We start from the raw sequence: 18720 nt of genomic DNA on the forward strand, positions 1-18720 counted from the left end.
CGCCCGCATTGGCATCGAAGTCCCGCACCGTGATGCCGTCAGAGCGAAGTCCGTTCGTTGTGATCGAACCATTATTGATCACGGTGATGTGATTGGCATCATCATACCCGTCAACACCGTCATTGTCGTTACCCGTAACAGCGATCGATCCGCTCGACGTGATCGTCAGGCTGTCGTGATCGCCGATCACATAGGTCGAAGATGTCGGCCCCGTAATTTCGGCAGACACCACGGGCGACGCCACAAGACCCAGAACGGTCGAGGCCATAAGGGCCTTCAGGATACGGTGATTCATAAAATTGTCCCCTCGCAGACATCAAAAAGCCAATTTCGGAGCTACCACAGGACCGACGCCAGTCAAACCCCCAAATGCCCCTTCAAAAAAGTTTCATTGATGGTTGCATGAGCGCAACACGGGCGATGAGGTTCGCTTCGCTCCGGCAGTCGATGCGCATGCACGCGCCCCACCGCCCCAAGAAGGCGCGCGGCCACGGCCAGGCGCACGAACTTTGATGGAGAACAGGGTCGAAGCTCTTGCCCCCCACTTGGCCGCCAATGGCAATCGTCCTATACCGGGGCCTCAATGCGAGCGAGGTTCAGCCGCTTCGGCATCAGCCTCGATGATCAAAAAGGCGCCCTCACCCCACTCTTCAGGCCTCGCGGCCCGGCAATGACATGTCGGTGCACAAAGATCACCGCTCAGAAATGCCTATTGGCCGGAGTTCACAAGAAGCGCGGCCTCGAAATCAAGAATCGCGTCTTCCAGACGGCCAATGATCGCTTGCCTGGTCTTTTCATCAAAAGCCCCCCTGTCCAACTGCCGCTGGATCGCCTGTCGGGCACGAACATAAGCCGTAGCCCTCGCAATGGCGGTGTTTTCAGGTATCGCTTCGACAGCGATTCGCACGAAGTTGCCGTAATCTTCCATTCAACTGGCCTTCTGATCCATGGGCAGATCGTGCAAGCAATCCCTGCCCACCGCTCGGCGAGCATTGAATTTGACGCCGGATCGAAGCGACACAATCGATCCGGCGAGCCCCGACATCATAAGGCATGGGGGACCGAGGCCGGGACGAGCCGAAACTCGTTCGCAATTCAACGCAGGTCAAGGACCAAAATCAATCTGATTTGGAGCCTGTTGCAGAATCGGCGCCTTTCGGTCGGAATTCCGGTCCGGCTCGCCGCCAATCGGTTGACGGGGCTGTGAGCGGCATGATTCGCTGAGCATCAGCAGCCGTTGAGGGGATCGCCATGGCCCATTTCTTCCGCCAACCGGACCGTCGCCAACGCTTCCTGCTCCCGGTCGACATGATGGACTGGTTGCCCGAGGGAGACATCGTCCACGTCGTAGTGGATGCTGTCGGGCTTATGGACCTCAGCGACTTCGAGGCGACCTGCAAGGTCGGTCGCGCAGGCCAGCCGCCTTTTGCGCCGTCGATGCTGCTGGCGTTGTTGATCTACGCTTACAGCCACGGGGTTCGGTCGAGCCGGGCGATCGAGCGGCTGTGCCGGCGCGATGCCGGCTACCGGTTCATCGTCGGCGATGCCGGCTACCGGTTCATCGTCGGCGACGACGTTCCCGACCACAGCGTCATCGTACGCTTTCGCCAGCGCCATGCCGAGCGGATGAAGGGCGTCTTCCTCCATGTGCTGGAATTGTGCCGGGAGGCGGGACTGATCCGTCTTTGGCTGGGAGCGCTGGACGGCACCAAGGTGAAAGCCAACGCGTCGCTCGACGCCAACCATACGGCCAGCACGATCGAGGAGCAGATCAACCGGGTTTTGGCGGAGGTCGAGGCGACGGATGCCCGCGAGGATCGACAGTTCGGTCCCGAGGCCAGCGATCCGACCCTGCCTGGCGATTTGAAGCGGCGCGGAGACCGTCTGGCCCGGCTGAAGGCCAGCCAGGAGAAGCTCCAGGCTCAGGCTGCCGCTGCTGCCACCCGCCAGGAGAAGAAGATCGCGCAACGGGAGGCCGAGGAGAAGGCCACCGGCAGGCGCAAGCGCGAACGCAAGCCCAAGGAGCCCGACCCGAGCGTCGATCCCGACACGGAGGCCAACACCACGGATCCGCAGAGCGGCATCCTGAAGACACGGCGCGGCTGGGTGCAGGGCTACAACGCGCAGGCGGTTGTGACGACGGGACAGATCATCCTGGCCGCTGACGTCACCACCGAGGCCAATGATGTGCGCCAACTTACCGGGATGATCGACTAGGCGCAGGCGAATGCCGAAGCAGTGCTGGGCGAGGAAGCGGTTCTCGGGGCGGCGGTTGCGGATGCCGGGTACTGGTCGGAGGCGAATGCCGAAAGCCAGACCGAGGAATGCGAATTGTTCATCGCAACCCAGAAAGACCACAAGCAGCGAGCTGCCTTGCGAGAGGCTCCGCCGCCGCGTGGGCGGATGCCCAAGTCCATGACCGCGCGCGATCGCATGGATCGCAAGCTGCGCACCAAGCGTGGCCGGGCGCTCTACCGTCTACAGGGGGCCAGCGTCGAACCGGTGTTCGGCCAGATGAAGGATCGCCAGGATGCCGGTCGCTTCAGCATGCGCGGGCTTGAGCTCTGTCGCGGCGAGTGGCAGCTGCAGGCCGCCGTTCACAACCTTCGAAAACTGCACCGGGAGTCCGTCCGCCGAACAGAAAAAGACGGGTAGAACCAACAAAACGGCCGAAAAACGGCCTCAATGAACCGCCAGAACGCGGCTCTCTACGCCGCCATGGCGCGCTGGAGCGCGGAGAACCTGAAAACACGCCTATTGGCCGACAGGCTCTCAACTACTTTTAAATCCGGCTCTCAAGCTTGCTCTCGCCGCACATCAGGACAATAATTGAAATTGGAATCCAAATTCGGAATCCGATTTTTATCGGAAGTTGTCCACTCGGAAAAGGAAATAGGAAATGAAATTCCTCGCCCTCGACGACATTGCGACCAACTGCGCGGTGCTTAAGCAGCTTGCCCGCAAGGTCTTCGATACGGAAACGGTCATGACGACCAGTCCGTACGATGCGCTGGATTTATGTGCCCGCGAGCGGTTTGACGCTCTGATTGTCGACTATTTCATGCCAAAAATGGACGGCATTGAGTTCACGCGTTCCGTCCGCCTCCTCAAAGATTACGACAGCGTACCGATCATCATGGTGACGATAGCCAAGGAAAAACGATTGCGTTCCCGTGCGATCGACGCCGGCGTCACGGATTTTTTGACCAAGCCGGTCTGTGCGCTGGAATTCCGCAAGCGCCTCCTTGAAAGCATCATCGACCGCGATGCGGCCTGAGTTTCGCTAACGAAAGTATATGGCATGAAATCTTTCATATTGCGCTGCGCCGCCGCTGCCGGCACGCTTTGTCTTTGCGCCAATGCCGCGACCGCGCTCGAACAGCCGACTGGCAGTGTCATACTGACTGTGAAGGGTGCTATCACGCAGACAAATTCCGACGGTGTCGCCAAGTTCGATCAGGCCATGCTTGCGGCATTGCCAGGCCGCGAGGCGATGATGAAGACGCCCTGGATCGAGGACGAAACCCGGTTTTCCGGACCCTATCTGCGCGCGGTACTTGATGAAGTCGGCTCAAAGGGATCTAAGCTGATCGTGCGCGCGCTCAACGATTACGCTGCCGAGGTTCCGGCTAGCGACGCCATCGAGTTTGACACGATCCTGGCAATAAAAATGAACGGCAAACCGATGTCCGTGCGTGAAAAAGGACCGCTGTTTTTGATATATCCTTTCGACACGAATCCGAATCTCTACAACGAGAAATATTTCACCCGATCGGTCTGGCAGATCATGGAGATCGAAGTCGTCGAATGAGACCGTTTGACACCCGTGATCACCGTTCTGTTATCAGGATCAAACGTATTGCGTGGATCCTGCAGGTAGTCTCGGCTGTTGTACTCGTGGCTCTGATCGCGCTCTATGTATCGATCTCTCGTACCCAGGACTCACTACGAAGTTCCGTCCGAGAGGACGCGATCTGGGCCGTGTACCAACTTGACCGCGAGACCAGAAAACTCGCCATCGCGTTGGAGCGCTACGTCCATTCATCCGACGAAATAGACACTGATTTGCAGGAACTCAGCTTGCGCTATGACATCCTTTACTCACGGCTGACCATCCTAGAGAACTCCATATACCAGGACTATTTCACGAAAAACTCGGAGGTACGGCTCCGGATAGGCGAAGCCAAGAACGAGATCCGGGATTTCGAACCTATTTTCAACGCCATCGCTGAGGGAAACGAGCCATCGAAGGAACTGCTCGAAGGCGTCGAGGACCGGTTCAAGGAACTCGCCAATGCGACCGAGGATTTCCTGAGTTTCACCAACAGCACGATCTCGACGCAACGCGCCGAAAACCGCAATTTGATGATTCGTTTGGGAAACGTGGCGGCGGCTATCGTGGTAATCCTTGTGTTTTCTCTCCTCGCGCTGATCCTGACTATGCGCCGCCAGGTGTCGAGTGCCCTCGCATTTGCCGAGCGATCAGACGAAATATCGCGAGAACTGTCGCGCTCCTGGGAAGCGGCGGAAGCGGGAAACCGGGCCAAGTCCCAGTTCATAGCCACGATGAGTCACGAGATCCGGACCCCGTTGAACGCCATTCTCGGGATGGCCGAATTGATCGATACCGAAGACTTACCGCGCGACACCGCCGAGTGCGTTCATGTGATCCGCGCGTCCGGTCATGCGTTGCTGGAAATGCTAACGGACATTCTCGACTATTCAAAGATCGAACACGGTAAATTGGAAATCGAGTACAAGCCCACCGCAGTCTGCCAACTCATCGAAGAGTCGTTCAACATCGTGCGCGGGCGCGCCCTGGAAAAGGGATTGGCTTTGCACACCGAAGTCGTAGACACCGTTTGCGAAATTGCCTTTCGAACCGATCCAACACGTTTGCGCCAAGTTCTCATCAACCTTCTCGGCAATGCTGTAAAGTTCACTAACGAGGGGGACATTATACTTTCCGCTGACCTGATGGATCGCGGTGGAAAGCCTTATCTCCAGTTTCGGGTAAGCGACAGTGGTATCGGAATCGACGCTGCCGGCCGCAAGAAGTTGTTCGAGCCGTTCAGCCAAATCGATTCGTCGATTAGCCGTCGTTTCGGCGGCACCGGTCTGGGGCTGACGATCTGCAAGCATATTGTCGAGGCGTTGGGCGGAACGATCGGTATGCGCCCTAACCGCGATGGTGGCTCGACCTTCTGGTTCGAGATCCCGGTAGAGGTGGCCGAAAATGCGCATACACCGGCACCTGCCGAAACGCTTTCCGCCACCGATATCGCGCTGAATACAGTACGCACACTTCTGGTTGAGGACAACGCCGTTAACAGCCGGGTCGCTGTGCGGTTTCTCGCCAAGCTCGGACAAACCGCTGTTATCGTCGAAAATGGCATCGAGGCAGTCGAGATCGCTTCGCGCAAAAAATTCGATCTCATACTGATGGATATCCAGATGCCATTGATGGACGGCATCGAGGCAGTTCGAGCGATCCGCGCCGGCAACGGGCCGAACGCTCAGACCATGATTATCGCCATGACAGCGAATTCGTCGGAGGAGGATCGCGAACGCTGCATCGCCGCCGGCTTCGACGGATTTGAATCTAAGCCGGTGACGCTGGATCGCCTGCGCGCGCTCTTCGAACGCGTGACTTTGAGGCAAGTGACGCCTCAGGACGGGCCGGCGCCGTGGGCGATTTCGGACCGCCAGGCCGAGATGATCGAATTGTTCGGCGCGGCACAGTTCCGCGAACTGCTGTCCGCCTTTCTCGGCGAAGCCAGTGATCTACTGAGGGTACTCGAGACCGATGGGGCGAGCGACGAGCATTTGCGCGACCGATTGCTGCATACGTTGAAGGGTGCCGCGCTGAATTTAGGCCTCGATGGCGTCGCCGAGGTGGCGACCACCCTGCGTACTGCCCGGCCGCGGGCCGATGACGTAGCCAGATTGCGCGAGCAATTCGAAGGACTTGAAATACCGGAGAAGGCGGCATGACAGACGTTGAACGCCCCATACGAATCCTTTTGGTCGAGGACAGCCGTTCGACTCTGCAGACCTTTTTGAAACGAGTCGAGCGTATCCGCGGCTGCGAATCGGTTCCCTATACCGATCCGGCGGAATTGTTCGCCGATTTTCCCGGCGTCGAATTCGACATAGCCATTATCGACTACATGCTGCCCAACCATAACGGGCTCGAGGTCATCGAACGCCTGTCAAGCTCCCCCGAACATGCCGACAAGCTTTTCGTCATCATCACGGCCGCCAGCGAGCGGGAATTGCATCTGTCAGCCTTGGAGGCCGGTGCTATCGACTTCCTGCGGAAGCCGGTAGACCTAGTCGAGTTCACCGCCCGTATTAGGAATATGATCCGTCTGCGCAAGGCACAGATCGCCATGGCGGAACGCGAGGCCTTGCTCCGCCAGGAAGTCGACAAGGCGACTGCGGAACTGCGCGAACGCGAAGAGGAGATCATCCAGCGGTTGACGCTCGCCGCCGGCTACAGGGACGATGATACCGCGCGCCACACTAAGCGCGTCGCGTTGTACAGCGGCGTCATTGCCCGCCGGATGGGATTACCGGAAGAATTTTGCCGGGATCTCGAACTCGCGGCGCCAATGCACGACATCGGAAAAGTCGGCATTCGGGAGGCGGTGCTGGAGAAACCAGGACAGCTCGACACTGAAGAGGTTGTAGAGATGCGCCGTCATACGGTGATAGGAGCCGAGATATTCCAGGGAGCGAAGTCGGCATTGATGCGTATGGCGAAGGAAGTCGCCGAGTTTCATCACGAACGCTATGATGGTTCCGGCTATCCGGCCGGCCTGTCAGGAACGGATATCCCGCTTTCGGCGCGTATCGTCGCTATCGCCGACACCTTCGATGCGCTGACGACCGAACGTCCCTACAAGACGGCTTGGCCGATCGACGAGGCTGCGGCCTATATCGGCTCCCGCGCAGCTAGCCAGTTTGATCCGGACTGCGTCGACGCTTTCACCGAGGCCTCGCCCGAGATATTCAGCATATGTCGCGACCACGTCGATTTCGACGGTCGCGAATAGCGAACGGCGTTCGCCTGACTGCGTTGTTCGGTAAGATAGTTGTAGCCTGTATTCGATTTCGCGTTGCGCGATTTGCGGGACCAGGCCATGGGGTCGCCGCCGCCAGCTTCATGGGGTGGCCGTCGTCAGAAGTTTTGAGCGTATGCGTCCGGTCTGACCGCGATTGCGTTACTGCGGCTTGAAGTTACAGGGCATGAGATCATTGTTCGTCGTCAGATAATTTGGGACATTTGAGCGTCCTTTCGTTTGGAGGCTCTGGCTCATCCTTGATTGAGGTTATGCGTTTTCCGTTTGGTGGCGCAAGCGCCGCTTGAGCATGGTTTTGCGTTTGATCTACTCTCGTTGTTTCAGGATCTGCACGGCAAGCCCGAAGTACACATCGGCGGGCGTCAGGTTGCCGAGGCTCTCGTGGTAGCACACGTTGTTTTAGAGCGTTTTTCGAGCGTCCTGAATCTTTAGAGCGTTTCACGTTTAGGTGGAAGCGTATCCAGCGTTTTGCATGTAATTGGCGCATTCGTCGGGTTCGATTGTTGTGACCAGGTGTCCGATGTGTCGCCATGTGTCTTCGATTGTTCGCTTTTGGGCGGCGCGCATCCAATGTTTGATCTTGGCGAATGCCTGCTCGATGGGGTTCAGGTCGGGTGAGTATGGCGGCAGGAACCAGATCCGCGCACCGGCGGCGCGGATCATTCGCCGCACCTCGACCGACTTGTGCGATCCCAGATTGTCCATGACGACGATGTCGCCGGGTTCGAGCACAGGCACGAGTTGTTGCTCGACCCAGGCCCGGAAGCATTCGCCATTGATCGGGCCGTCGAAGACGCACGGTGCGACAAGGCCATCATGACGCAGCGCACCGAGGAAGGTCAGGGTGCGCCAGTGGCCATGCGGGGCAAAGCCACGCAGGCGTTTGCCCTTTTGCCCCCAACCGCGCAGCGGGGCCATGTTGGTCTTGATCCAGGTTTCATCGATGAAGACCAGCCGCCGTGGATCGAGACGCCCTTGAAAGGATCGCCACCGCCGTCGCCTGCGGGCGATGTCGGCGCGCGCCTGCTCAAGGGCGAACAATGTTTTTTTTGAACCGCAGGCCCTCGCGCCGCAGGAACAGCCAGACCGCGTTGTGCGACACCTTCACGCCCCGTGCCGCAAGCTCGCCCTTCAGACCCTGCAGGGTCAGATGCGGCGTCTGCCCGAGCCGCTCGATGATGAAGTCACGATGCGGTTCAAGAACCGACTTGCGATGTCCGCCTATCTGGCCCGGCGCTACTGATCCGGTCGCTCGGTAACGTTGTGACCACTTCACGACCGAAGAGACCGCAACGCCAAACCGGACAGCGACTGATCGACAGCTTTCGCCAGCAAGAACCGCAGCGACCACACGCTCACGCAAATCATTGGAAAGAGGTGCCGTCATTCGATGCTGGCCTCCTGTCCCAGCCAGCATCTTGAATCACAAATCCCGACCAGAGGGAATCCATTCCGATTCACTCAAAACGTGAAACGCTCTAGGGATTCCCAAATCAGAGGGTTTCTGATTCATGCTTCCTGCCGGGTGCAGGAGGTCGGCATGGATGGGACAGCCTCTTTCAATGGATTTGCGGGCGCGCTTGATCGCCGCGATTGATGACGGGATGAGCTGCTGTCAACGTCGGAGGAAAATTGGGCCACGGGGCGGCGCAAAACTGGGCCACTTTGGATTTGAGCGAGACGTAGGAGATGGGCGATGGCCCGTCATCGTCGTTTCCGGGCTCAACCACCGCGCACCCAGTATGCGCCCATGCCGACGGCAGCGGTGATGGCGATCCAGAAGACCCGGTCCACGAGCGCGAAGGTGACGCCGCGCGTATCGCTGGTCTTTTCGAGGTCGGCCACGCGTTTCGACAGGCTGTTCATGCGCTCGTCGGTGGCGTCGAGCCGCTTGAACAGCGTGCTGGTGCGTTCCTCGATGCGCACCAGCGAGACGAGCGCCTCGGCCATTTTGTCGAGTTTCTGCTCGATGCGGTCGAGGCGGGCATCATCGGCGTCGCCCATCATTGGCCCTCCAGTTTGCGGCGCAGGCCGATCAGGCCGAGACCGAGCACGATCAGCGTGGCGGGCGTCGGCGCGGAGCCGGCGCCGTTGGCCAGCGAGAGGACCTCGCCCACCTGCCCGATTGCTTTTGCGTCCGGGGCGGCAATCTGGGCCGCACCGGTGACAATCGAAGCGACACCGGTCCACCATGTCAGCGATTTGGGCAGAATGTATTTCAGCATGCTCAACCTCCGATCAGCCATTTCCAGATCACCGCACCGGCCGCGATGACGGATGCGGCCAGCCCACCCGCGACGGCGCCATCGGCGATGCGCTTGCGCTTGAAGTCCTCGTCAGCCTTGATGGCCTCGACGGCCGCGCCGACATCCTCGATGCCATTGACAGTCGCCCTGGCGATTGCCGTGTCGGCGGCATCGAGAAAGGCGTCGCGCTTCACCTCGCTCACGCGGCGCTCCCAGCCCCTGCCGAATGTCGGCCACGTCTCCAGCCGCTTGAGCCACGCCAGCCGGGCATCGCAAAGTTTGGAGACCACGTCCTGCGGATCATCTTTTGCCAAGGCGGCAAGCGTAATCGGCCCGATGCGCCCGTCTTGCGTGACGCCAACCACACGCTGAAGGAATTTGACCGAGCGCGAAGGGCCGCTGTTAACGGCAAAATCAAACACAGCGTAATCAACGCCGGAGGGCAGTTCAGCGCCGAGAACAGCGTCCCAGTAGTGACGCCTGTAAACCGTGGTGATTTGCGCATCCGTGATGGCGCGCAGGTCCGCCTTTGTCGCTTTCGGCTTCACGTAGCGGCGAAAGGTGGCGAGGGTGATGCCCCTGTTTGTCGCGCCACCGGGGTCTTTGGGGTGGTCGACATAGCCGCCCTCATGTTTCAGGACGCGCGAAAGCGCCCGCTGGAAGTTTGCGTCCACGGGAAAACCTCTTTGGTCATTTGGAAGGGTTGATAGCTTCGGTCCGTTGCTTTGCTCAGCACTGCGGGCCGAGGAATATGGGCGGGACAGGACCGTCTTTTGCGCTGCGGCGAAAGCAGGCGGGAATTCACATCCCGATAAACGCACGAACCGATAAAATTGTACCCTTGTGCGAAACTCGCCGATGACACGGACCTGTCAGATGCACCACGCACGCTTTTGCATTCGACAAGGAGAGGTCTGACGGTGCCGCGCTACTATTTTCATCTGAAGTCATCACAAACCCTTTACATGGATGCAGACGGCGTGGATCTGGCTGACGAGGCGCATGCGCTGGACTATGCCAGAGAACTCATGGCTGAGGTCGTCGCGCAGGCCGGCGGGGCCTATGAGCAGGATTTGCGGATGGTGGTCACGCTGACGCCGAATGCCATGAATGTGACGATCCACAAGTTGATCCTCCCCTTCCCACGACCGGGCCAAAGCTCGCCGAACCGGTCCGTCACCTACGGCCAGTAGCGGTCGTCTCGATAGTCTGTCGGGATCGGGTCCATGGCTTCAAGCGCGTTGGACGCGGTGCGCATGGCGTCGATCCGGTCCCAGATCGTCTTGCCGGCATCCCATGCGGCCAGATCTTGCGCCGTCCAGTTGGCTCGGCCCTTGTCGGCGAGGATCACGGCCTGCGCCGTCAGATTGCGCTGTTTCCATTCGGGGCAGATGGCGAGGATGCGGCGCATGGCCTCAGCCTTCACCTTTTCCGGCGTGGGCCGGGGGATGGGCGCAGCCACAAAGGCTGCCTCTTCTTGCGGCGTCATTTCGACAAGGACGCCGTCAATGGTCTTCATTCGCGCCATGATGGTCACCCCGCATAATGAGAATATTGACCGCCAGCGATGCTGTCGCCCGGATAATAGAACCGGAACACGTCCACCGAGGTCGGAGCGCCCGGGTGGATCGCCGTGCCGAAGGAAAGCTTCTCGGAACTGTTGTAGACATAAAACATCCATTTCAGAACGACCGGCCCACCCGCACAGCCGAACAGTTCAAGGATGCCTTCCAGGGGCTCGTTGGCCTGACTGAGGCCCAGTTCGATCGTGTAATCCAAGCTGCCCGTCGTGATCGCGCCGCCGTCGGCGCGGGAATACAGAAACGGCAGGTTTGACGCGCTGCCGCCGGTGCCCTTTTGAACCTGCGCCGTTGGCGTCTTGTAGTTGCCAAGCGGATCGAGGTCGTAGACAAGGATCTGGTGATAAGCATAGCCGCTCACCGTGAGTTCGAAGGTCGATCCCGCCGTCGATCCCGTCGACAGGAGCGTCAATCCGCCAGCCCCGGCATTGGCGGCAATGGCCTGCCTGACCAGAAGGGGCGACATGGACCGCAGGGCGGCTTCAGTCCCGGCCTCCATCTCGGCCTGCGAAGCGGCGAGCGTGGCGATATCGACGTCATGGGCCTGCACGGTCGAGCCGATATTGGCTGCCTTGAGGATCGAGGCGTCCGCTGGCTCGTAGATGCCATCATGGTCGTGGCCGACCTTCGAGAATTCGACGATGGCCTCGGCGCCGTCATCCTTCTTGGTGAAGAGGCGGCCGTCATGGGTGTTGACGGCCAACTCGCCGAGGTCGAGATCGGTGGTCTGCGGCGCCTTGTCGGCGACCGCGGAGCGTTTCAGTCTGATCGGCATGTGCCGGCCCTCTCGTGGCTATATGGCGGGGTGGTGGTGCTTCGACCTGCTCAGTAGGAGCCGCCGTCGATCGTGTCTGTCGGGGCGTGATCGTGGGCCTGTCTTGCCAGCGGGTGGCCGCCGGCCGTGGCGCCGTCATGGACGACGGCGGTCTTTTTCGTGGTGTCGACGGTGATCTCGCCGGAAGCGCCGGTGAAGGTGGAATGCTCGGCGGTCGAGCCCCGTCGCAACTGAACCTGTTGCGCCATCAGGCGATGCTCCCGTAATCTGTGGCGCTCGTTGGCAGGCCGGAGATCAGCCCGTAATCGAGATCGCCTGTTTCGCCCCCGGCCTCGGCGAGTTTGGCGAAGACCTCGTATGAGGATCCCGACAGACCGACAGCGATGCGGCCCTCGTCGGTGACGAGATAGGGCTCACCGGCGACAAGAGCGCCGTTCGACGCCGCCGCCTCGATCTGCGCGCGCGATCCGCGCTTGATGGTCAGGGCTATGGCCATGGGTGTCGGTTTGCGTCCGTGATCAGAATGTGCCGCAGTCAAAGGCGATGTTGTCGATCGCGCCGCCGGTGATGGCGACATTGCCTGCGGCCTGGAGGGCCATGGAGCCGAGGCCGAGATTGGTGCGCGCGGCAGCCGCGTCATCGAGGTCCGACAGGTTGGAGGCAATGGCGAGCTTGCCGGCGATGCTGGCGGTGATCGTGGTTGCGAAGTTCGGATCGTCGCCAAGAGCCGCGGCCAGTTCGTTGAGCGTGTCGAGCGTGCCCGGCGCGGCATCGACCAGGGCGGCCACGGCGGAGGCGACGAAGGCGGTGGTGGCGATCTGGGTGGTGTTGGCGCCTCCTGGCGCCGTCGGCGCCGTGGGGGTGCCGGTCAGCGCCGGCGAGGCCAGCGGCGCCCTGGCGTCGAGGCTCGTCTGGAGATTGGTCACATCAGAGATGGCATGGGCGTGGCTTGCAGCCGCGATGCCGGCCTCGGCCAGCGTGCGGTTGATCCAGGCGGCGCCGTTCCATGCGACCACTTCGCCGGAGACCATGTCGGTGATGGTCACATCGCCAATATCGCCAAGGGTAGAGATGGCCACGCCGGCAATGGCGCTGTCGAGTTGCGCCTTGCGCACAAGGTCGCTGCCTGCCGAAGCGTCCTGCGAGGAGGCCGGCACGCTCGAGAAGGTCTTCTTGCCGGCGACCGTCTGGGCGGTCGACAGATCGGCAAAGCCGCCCTTGCCGGCGACGGGCACAATGGAGGTGGCATTGCCGGAGCCGTCATCGCCCTTGCCGATATAGAGGGTGTCGTCGACCTCGTTATGGGCGACCTCGCCGGATTTGAGGGCTGCCGGTGCGCCGGCATTGCCCGAGACGCGACGCTTGAACTGGATCGTGTTGGCCATCAGAAGAAGCCTCCATTTATGGGTGCATCGGTTGGAAGAAGGGTGATGCCGGGATCGCCCTTGTCACCCTTGAGGCCTTGTTGGCCGGTGTCGCCCTTCGGGCCCGGTGTTCCAAGCGCGCGGATCGTGACGGGCGCCGCCAGCACGCGTGCCTTGACCGGCTCGCTCGATGTGACGCTGACGCGGATCGGGCCGCCGAGGGCTGTGACCGCGATCGCCTCCGCCATCAAAGCCCCCGCGTGACAGGCAGGATGACCGGGATTTCGAGAGTGAACTGGAGATGCCGGTCGGGATCGAGATCGGTGCGCACCATGTCGAGCACGACCGTGCCGACCGCCATGGCCCCTGTTTGCATCGGCGCCATGACGATCTCGACGATTGCATCGGCCTTGCGCACAAGCCCGCCATTCTCGGTCGTCAACGTGGCCAGGATGATGGCGTCGCTCACCCTGGAGCGGACCTGTGCTGCGAGCGTGCAGCCCTCGGGAAAGACATCGCGGTTCGCCTCCACCTGCAGGCGGTATTCATAACCGACGACGATCGCCGGGCCGTCGCTGACGTCGACTGTCATGGCGCCTCCGATCAGCCTGTCTGCGGCTGCTTGAGCGAGAGTTGGGAGACGAAGCCGCCGCCGCGGCCATAGGTGTGGGTGACGCTGTCGATGCGGTATGCGCCATCGACGCCAGGCCGCGCGCCGACGATGAAGCAGAGCCCGTCGGGGATGGCGCCGATATTGCCCTCGATGGTGACGGCCCCGCCGCCCTTGTCGCGATTGGTGGTCGCCTTGTCGGAGGCGTTGTGCTGGCCGGCCTCGGCCTCGTTGGCGCGCGGCATGCGGTCGGCATAGGCGGCATCCACGTCGAGGCCGGTGGCGTTCTCGGTCGCCCTCCACTGCGCCTTGTCGAGATCGTACCAGCGAGTTCGGATGGCCGAGAAGCGGGTGCGGCCCAGTTGCGGGGCGATGTCCCAGGAATGCAGGTTGACGCCCCATGTGGCGGTGACGGCGGCGACGTAGTTGGCGTCGCGTTTCGACATTGTTGCCTTCATGCCCTGGATGCGGAAATTGCCTCCGATTTCGCGGGCAAGGCGCTCACCCATGGCGATGTAGCTCTCATCGCGCATCTCGAAGTAGGTGCGGGTGATGGAGGCGAGATCGGGATCGACATCGACGCTGGTGATGCCGGCGGCCTGTCCCGCCTCGGTCAGGATGTCCTTTATCGTCTTGTCGTCGAAATGGCGCTGCTGGCCCTGTTTGGGCGGCGCGGTCGTATCGACGCCCTTGGCGGCGATGGTGAGGATGCGGCCAGCCCCGCGACTGCCGGAGGACTTCACCTCGTCGACCGTGCCGTCGAAGACGACGCGCACCCCGCCGCCCGCCCAGCCGAGCGCTACCGTGAGGGGCGCGCCGATCTGCGGCAGGATGATGCGGCCATTGCTGTCGTCGATCGTCAGCGTGGCGGTGTCGGCATGGGTGCCGACCTTGTCGTCGACCCGCAGCCCCAGCAGGACCGGGGACAGCGCGGTGGTGATATCGGTCCCGGCAACCGTGACGTTGAACACCGCTTGTTTCGACAAGGTGGAGGCCTCCTTACCAGAGCCGGATCGGGTCCAGGAATTGCTGTTTGCGCGGGATCGGGATCGGCATGTCGAACGCGAGCCCGACAGGCAGGGTCTGGCCGTGGTCGGCCAGCCCCGGGTTCAGGTCGAGTATCTGCTCGACGAGCCCCGGCATCGGTCGATGGAACCGGCGCCAGACGATCAGTGAGAGCGTGAGGCCGTCCCCGCCGACCGTTACCCTTTCGATCACCGGTTCCACAGCAGGACGTCCGCGAGCAGAGAAAAGAACGAACCGGCGCCTGGAGACCCGCACCGCTTCACCGAGATGTCGACGTCGATGACCTTGCCGACGCCGTTCCTGTCGAGATACGAGGCCCGCTCGCTGACCGAGAGGATCACCACCCAGCCCATGAGCGCGCCGTCGCCCCGCATCATGTATTGCGGGCGGCCCGAAGCCCGGGCCTGATAGAGCAGTTCGAGCTGGCCCATGCCCCCGAATGTCGCGGGGAAGAGCTTCGCGCGGATCGTCCAGCTCTCCGGGCCTTCGCCCACGAACTCGAGCACTGGCCGGGTCCCGAGGACCGGCTTCTCCGCAAAGCCCGCCTCATGACCGTGGCCATAGCCGTCGGTGTTGAAGGGCATGACCTCGAACTGGACGGGGCCGAGCATCATCAGCATCACGCAATCCTCATGCCGGTGTCCGCGAAGACGCCGCGCAGGGTCTGACACACAGCTTCCTGGAGGCGGTGGGTAACCTCCGCCGCAATGCGCTCGGGGTCGCAACCAGCGCCGTTGATGGTGATCGGCGCGTTGATCGAGACCTCGATCGGGCCACCTGCCCCGCCCTTGCCTGTCGGGTGGACGTATCCGGAGCGCGACGCGGTGATCAGCTCGGGGCCGCGCTCGCCGACCATATATGTTGCGCCCCGGCTGATCGGGCCGCCTTTGGCGCGCTGACCGTCGACGTTATCCGGGTCGCTTTGGGCATCATTGCCCCCGCCGGTGATCCGGCTCAACCATGCCGGCGGTGACGGCCACCGGATGATGCTCGACAGGTCGATATTGCCGATCGCCTCGACAATCCGCCCGGGGATGCCGGTCAGCCACGCGACGAACTCGTCGAACTTCTCGACCGCGCCGTCCCGGAGAGACTGGATCAGCCTCCGGCCGGCCGCGACCAGGTCGCCCGCAGCCTCGCCGATCCGCGCTGGCATGCCCGTGAAGAAGCCGATGATGTTCTGCGTCACCTCGTGCGCTCGCGCTGTGATGCTGGTCATCTCTTCCTCGGACAGGGTCTCGCGCGTGAACAGGCCGGATAGCAGTTCGCCGAGCCCGGAAAGCCGGTTACGGACCGCACCCCATGCCACCCCGAAGGCGTCCACTGCCGGGTTCAGGAAGGCCAGCTTCTCGCCGACCCATTCCAAGCCGGGCTGCAACGCTTCCCCGATGGCCTGGCCGACGCCCCGGAACACGGCAGTGATCCGGTCCCAGTAGCGGTAGATCGTGAAGCCAGCCGCGGCGACCGCGGCCACGATGGCCGCGAAGGTGCCCCAGACAGGAGCGGAGATCGTCGCCACGGCCGCGCCAATGGCGGCGATGCCGGACGTGAGAGCGCTCACCCCTGGCACCGCCAGCGCGATGCCCGTGAGGCCCGCCCGCAGGCGCCCCAGCGTGCCGAGCGGTTGCCCCGCCATGGCCGCCAGAGCCGATTGCAGGCCGATCATCTGAGTGGCGGCCGTGCGCGCGCCGATGGCGGCTCGGCCGATGGTGTTGTAGCCCAAGGCGATCATCGAGAGCACACCGCCACGGCCCAAGAGCCCGGCAAACTGCAGCGCCGACATCGCGCCTTTGAAAGCGATGACCGCCGCGGTGGCGCCCACGACCGCCAGGGTCACCTCCGGATAGGCTGCCGCCAGTTCAGAAATCCGCAGGATCAGCGGCGTGATCGCCTCCGCCAGGGACGTGATCGCCGGCGTCAGCGCATTGCCAATATTGACCTGCAGTTCGCTCAGCACGTTCTGGAACCGCTGCATGTTGGCCTGGAAGGTGCTGTTGCGCGCCTCGAACTCGGCAAAGGCGGAGCCGGCGTAATTGGCGCGATCGCCCACCATGCCAAGGGTGTCTTCGACGAGACCAAGGTTGGTCAAAAGCGGCCCCAATGCCCTCGCCTCGTTGCCGAAGAGCTGGCTCGAGACGGCCGCCTGCATCTCGCGCGGCAGTTCACCGATCCGGCGCAGGACGTCGATCGTCGTCTCGACCGCGTTCTCCTGCATCGAGCGCGTCACCGCTTCGGCATCGAGACCGAGCTGCTGAAACGCCTCTTGTTGCGTCTTCGTGGCCGCCGCGCCCCTGGTCAGGGCCGCGCCCATGTTGCGAAAGGAGGTGGCCGCGACCTCGCTCTGCGCGCCGGCGGCCAGCATGGCCGATGCGAAGGCCGAGGTCTGCTCGGCCGTGAAGCCGAACATGGTCGCCTGTGCACCCACACGCTGGACCACGTCGAGAATGTCGGCCGCGGTGGAGGCCTGGTTGTTGGAGAGGTGGTTCATCGCATCCGCAAGGGACACAGTGTCGTCGATCGTCAGGTTCAGCGCGGTCATCAGGTTCGCCATGGAGGCGCCGGCCTGATCGGCGCTGATGTCGAAGGCGACACCGATCCGTGCGGCCGCGTCGGTGAAGCGGACCAGGTCTTGCCCGGCGATACCTGCCTGACCGGCCGCCGCGGCGATCTCGGCCAGCCCGTTCACCGCGATCGGGATGTCGCGCGAGAGCGCGAAGATGTCCCTCTGGAACTGCTGGAAGGCCTCCGGCGTCGGAAGGTCCACAACCTTGACCACATCGGCCATGGCGCTCTCGAACGCGGCGGCCGCTTCGATCGGCGCGCCGATGGCCTGCCGAAGAGCGTAGAAGCTGGCCGCTGCATCCACCAGGCCGCCTCGCGCAGTGGCGAGCGCACGATTGTTGCGCGTGATCGCCGCGTTCAGCCGGTCGCCGAAGGTCATCGGCAGGCCGTTGTTTTCCCGGATGCGGGTTGAGATGCCAGCCAGCGCGCTGGCGGCCTGGCGCGCAGGGCTTGTGACGCGATCGAGCAACTCGATCACCAGCTGGGAGGTCAGCGTTGCCATGGGGTCAGGCTCACTTGAGTATTGTGGCGCGGACCAAACGACGGGCCTCGGCGTGCCAGAGCACCAGCTCCGGCCAGTCCAGGTCCATCAAGTCCGTGATGGGCGTGTTCAGCCAGTGGGCGGTTTCGGCTGTGACGGCGCGCCAGTCGCGGATGCCGTGCCCTTTGGGAAAAAACCGGAGATCACCTCGGAGATCGCGGTAAAATCATCCGTGTCCATCTCCTCGATCGCCTCGCGCGGCAGATCGGTCAAAACGGCGGCCATCTCGATGCCCTGTTCCAGCTGATCCTCGATCCCCGCCAAAGCGTCCTGCAGGGTCTTGAGGTCCTTGACCTTGGGCTTCTTGACGCTGACCTCGGTCAGGATCTGATCGCCCATGGTGATGGGTGCCGCGAGCGGCAGTCGTTTATTGCGATGCTGCACCATGGGCTCAAAAACCGTTGGGGATGCGAAGGATCGACCGCTCATCCGCGTTCTGCGAAGCGCCATCGACGCGCCAGTCGGTGGTGAAGAAGTCCCAGTAGAATTTCTCCTCGCCCTCGAAATGCAGCTCGTAATGCATGATCTCGTTGATCGCGTAGTCGTAGCCCTGCATCTCGCCGCGCTGGAAGGCTTCGGGGTTGGCGCGGCCGAGGCGGCCTTCGAGAACCGCCTTGGCCTCGATCGCGGTGCCGGTGCGCTTGTTGCGGACCACGCCATAGGCCGTGAACCTCTTCAAGGCCCTGGCGCCAAGGCCGAACTGGGTGAGCAGATCGGGGTCCCAGCCCGCGAGCTTGAAGGAGGCCTCCAGTTTCTGAATGCCGACGGCCACTTCGATCTGCACGCGCGAGCCACCGGGATGGTGATCCTGATACATCTCCTGCAGGTTCGGCAGTTGCAGCTCGGTCAGCGTCAGGTGTTTTGAGGCCGTCGGGTCGTCGTCGCCGCAAAACAGGTTCGCGGCCTCCATGATGTAGATGTTGCTCATGTG

General features: G+C 62.1%; 26 protein-coding genes. 7 read left to right on the top strand and 19 right to left on the bottom strand.

From position 1 onward, the window contains the following. Together MRY80_RS26910 and MRY80_RS26915 are read right to left on the bottom strand one after the other, a co-directional pair. The coding region (locus tag MRY80_RS26910; RefSeq protein WP_293294943.1) for a hypothetical protein at positions 1–295 on the bottom strand (295 nt) is incomplete at its 3' end. A gap of 414 nt (positions 296–709) precedes the next feature. Beyond that, positions 710–928, bottom strand: a complete 219-nt coding sequence (locus MRY80_RS26915; protein WP_293294945.1) for a hypothetical protein — start codon at positions 926–928, stop codon at positions 710–712. 323 nt (positions 929–1251) lie between these two features. On the opposite strand from MRY80_RS26915, the gene MRY80_RS26920 reads away from it, so the two are divergent. The 6 genes from MRY80_RS26920 to MRY80_RS26945 all read left to right on the top strand — a co-directional run bounded on the left by MRY80_RS26920 (position 1252) and on the right by MRY80_RS26945 (position 7058). Beyond that, positions 1252–2217: a transposase gene (locus MRY80_RS26920; protein WP_293294947.1), complete on the top strand. Its 966-nt coding sequence runs from the start codon at positions 1252–1254 to the stop codon at positions 2215–2217. Positions 2218–2238: 21 nt separating this feature from the next. Further along, complete coding sequence (locus MRY80_RS26925; RefSeq protein WP_293294949.1) at positions 2239–2655, top strand: transposase; 417 nt, start codon at positions 2239–2241, stop codon at positions 2653–2655. 244 nt (positions 2656–2899) lie between these two features. Next, complete coding sequence (locus MRY80_RS26930) at positions 2900–3277, top strand: response regulator (protein WP_293294951.1); 378 nt, start codon at positions 2900–2902, stop codon at positions 3275–3277. 24 nt (positions 3278–3301) lie between these two features. Continuing rightward, on the top strand, positions 3302–3811 hold the full coding sequence (locus tag MRY80_RS26935; protein ID WP_293294953.1) for a molybdopterin-dependent oxidoreductase: 510 nt from the start codon (positions 3302–3304) through the stop codon (positions 3809–3811). Next, positions 3808–5994 (top strand): ATP-binding protein, encoded by a 2187-nt coding sequence (locus tag MRY80_RS26940; RefSeq protein WP_293294955.1) that lies wholly within the window; start codon positions 3808–3810, stop codon positions 5992–5994. Before MRY80_RS26935 ends, MRY80_RS26940 begins: the two co-directional genes overlap by 4 nt. Then, entirely contained in the window at positions 5991–7058 is a 1068-nt protein-coding gene (locus MRY80_RS26945; RefSeq protein ID WP_293294957.1) for an HD domain-containing phosphohydrolase, read from the top strand. Before MRY80_RS26940 ends, MRY80_RS26945 begins: the two co-directional genes overlap by 4 nt. A gap of 471 nt (positions 7059–7529) precedes the next feature. Here MRY80_RS26945 and MRY80_RS26950 read toward each other — a convergent pair. From MRY80_RS26950 to MRY80_RS26965, 4 genes are all read right to left on the bottom strand, one after another. Then, a protein-coding gene (locus tag MRY80_RS26950; RefSeq protein ID WP_293294959.1) for an IS630 family transposase occupies positions 7530–8472 on the bottom strand; the annotation gives its coding sequence in 2 pieces (ribosomal slippage) (positions 7530–8135 and positions 8137–8472; 942 coding nt in all). 335 nt (positions 8473–8807) lie between these two features. Beyond that, complete coding sequence (locus MRY80_RS26955) at positions 8808–9089, bottom strand: hypothetical protein (protein ID WP_293294961.1); 282 nt, start codon at positions 9087–9089, stop codon at positions 8808–8810. Beyond that, a complete protein-coding gene (locus tag MRY80_RS26960; protein ID WP_293294963.1) occupies positions 9089–9310 on the bottom strand; it encodes a hypothetical protein in 222 nt (73 codons plus the stop codon). The genes MRY80_RS26955 and MRY80_RS26960 overlap by 1 nt, the downstream gene beginning before the upstream one ends. Before the next feature lie 2 nt (positions 9311–9312). Continuing rightward, the gene (locus MRY80_RS26965; RefSeq protein ID WP_346433425.1) at positions 9313–10152 is read right to left on the bottom strand and encodes a glycoside hydrolase family 108 protein; all 840 of its coding nucleotides are present in this window, start codon (positions 10150–10152) and stop codon (positions 9313–9315) included. A gap of 99 nt (positions 10153–10251) precedes the next feature. On the opposite strand from MRY80_RS26965, the gene MRY80_RS26970 reads away from it, so the two are divergent. Then, entirely contained in the window at positions 10252–10524 is a 273-nt protein-coding gene (locus MRY80_RS26970) for a hypothetical protein (RefSeq protein WP_293294965.1), read from the top strand. Here MRY80_RS26970 and MRY80_RS26975 read toward each other — a convergent pair. From MRY80_RS26975 to MRY80_RS27035, 13 genes are all read right to left on the bottom strand, one after another. Continuing rightward, positions 10512–10859 (bottom strand): hypothetical protein, encoded by a 348-nt coding sequence (locus MRY80_RS26975; RefSeq protein ID WP_293294967.1) that lies wholly within the window; start codon positions 10857–10859, stop codon positions 10512–10514. The two genes, MRY80_RS26970 and MRY80_RS26975, sit on opposite strands and share 13 nt — an antisense overlap. 5 nt (positions 10860–10864) lie before the next feature. Beyond that, positions 10865–11686 carry a hypothetical protein gene (locus MRY80_RS26980; RefSeq protein ID WP_293294968.1) on the bottom strand — a complete coding sequence of 274 codons (822 nt, stop codon included), beginning with the start codon at positions 11684–11686 and terminating at the stop codon, positions 10865–10867. A 50-nt stretch (positions 11687–11736) separates the two neighbouring features. Then, positions 11737–11934, bottom strand: coding sequence for a hypothetical protein (locus tag MRY80_RS26985; RefSeq protein ID WP_293294969.1), 198 nt, complete (start codon positions 11932–11934; stop codon positions 11737–11739). Further along, a complete protein-coding gene (locus MRY80_RS26990; RefSeq protein ID WP_293294970.1) occupies positions 11934–12182 on the bottom strand; it encodes a hypothetical protein in 249 nt (82 codons plus the stop codon). Before MRY80_RS26990 ends, MRY80_RS26985 begins: the two co-directional genes overlap by 1 nt. A gap of 22 nt (positions 12183–12204) precedes the next feature. After that, positions 12205–13071 (bottom strand): hypothetical protein, encoded by an 867-nt coding sequence (locus tag MRY80_RS26995; protein ID WP_293294972.1) that lies wholly within the window; start codon positions 13069–13071, stop codon positions 12205–12207. Continuing rightward, positions 13071–13298 (bottom strand): hypothetical protein, encoded by a 228-nt coding sequence (locus tag MRY80_RS27000; protein WP_293294974.1) that lies wholly within the window; start codon positions 13296–13298, stop codon positions 13071–13073. Before MRY80_RS27000 ends, MRY80_RS26995 begins: the two co-directional genes overlap by 1 nt. Next, positions 13298–13642 (bottom strand): hypothetical protein, encoded by a 345-nt coding sequence (locus MRY80_RS27005; protein WP_293294976.1) that lies wholly within the window; start codon positions 13640–13642, stop codon positions 13298–13300. The genes MRY80_RS27000 and MRY80_RS27005 overlap by 1 nt, the downstream gene beginning before the upstream one ends. A gap of 11 nt (positions 13643–13653) precedes the next feature. Beyond that, complete coding sequence (locus tag MRY80_RS27010) at positions 13654–14646, bottom strand: contractile injection system protein, VgrG/Pvc8 family (RefSeq protein ID WP_293294978.1); 993 nt, start codon at positions 14644–14646, stop codon at positions 13654–13656. Between the two features lie 13 nt (positions 14647–14659). Next, positions 14660–14887: a tail protein X gene (locus MRY80_RS27015; RefSeq protein ID WP_293294980.1), complete on the bottom strand. Its 228-nt coding sequence runs from the start codon at positions 14885–14887 to the stop codon at positions 14660–14662. Then, on the bottom strand, positions 14875–15306 hold the full coding sequence (locus tag MRY80_RS27020) for a phage tail protein (RefSeq protein WP_293294981.1): 432 nt from the start codon (positions 15304–15306) through the stop codon (positions 14875–14877). The genes MRY80_RS27015 and MRY80_RS27020 overlap by 13 nt, the downstream gene beginning before the upstream one ends. Continuing rightward, positions 15306–17750 (bottom strand): phage tail tape measure protein, encoded by a 2445-nt coding sequence (locus MRY80_RS27025; protein WP_293294983.1) that lies wholly within the window; start codon positions 17748–17750, stop codon positions 15306–15308. Before MRY80_RS27025 ends, MRY80_RS27020 begins: the two co-directional genes overlap by 1 nt. Before the next feature lie 108 nt (positions 17751–17858). Beyond that, entirely contained in the window at positions 17859–18176 is a 318-nt protein-coding gene (locus tag MRY80_RS27030; RefSeq protein ID WP_293294984.1) for a phage tail assembly protein, read from the bottom strand. Positions 18177–18180: 4 nt separating this feature from the next. Beyond that, positions 18181–18717 carry a phage major tail tube protein gene (locus MRY80_RS27035; protein ID WP_293294985.1) on the bottom strand — a complete coding sequence of 179 codons (537 nt, stop codon included), beginning with the start codon at positions 18715–18717 and terminating at the stop codon, positions 18181–18183. Positions 18718–18720 lie beyond the last annotated feature (3 nt).

Source organism: Oricola sp. (assembly GCF_022763245.1).
In the GTDB taxonomy this organism is placed as follows: Bacteria; Pseudomonadota; Alphaproteobacteria; order Rhizobiales; family Rhizobiaceae; genus Oricola.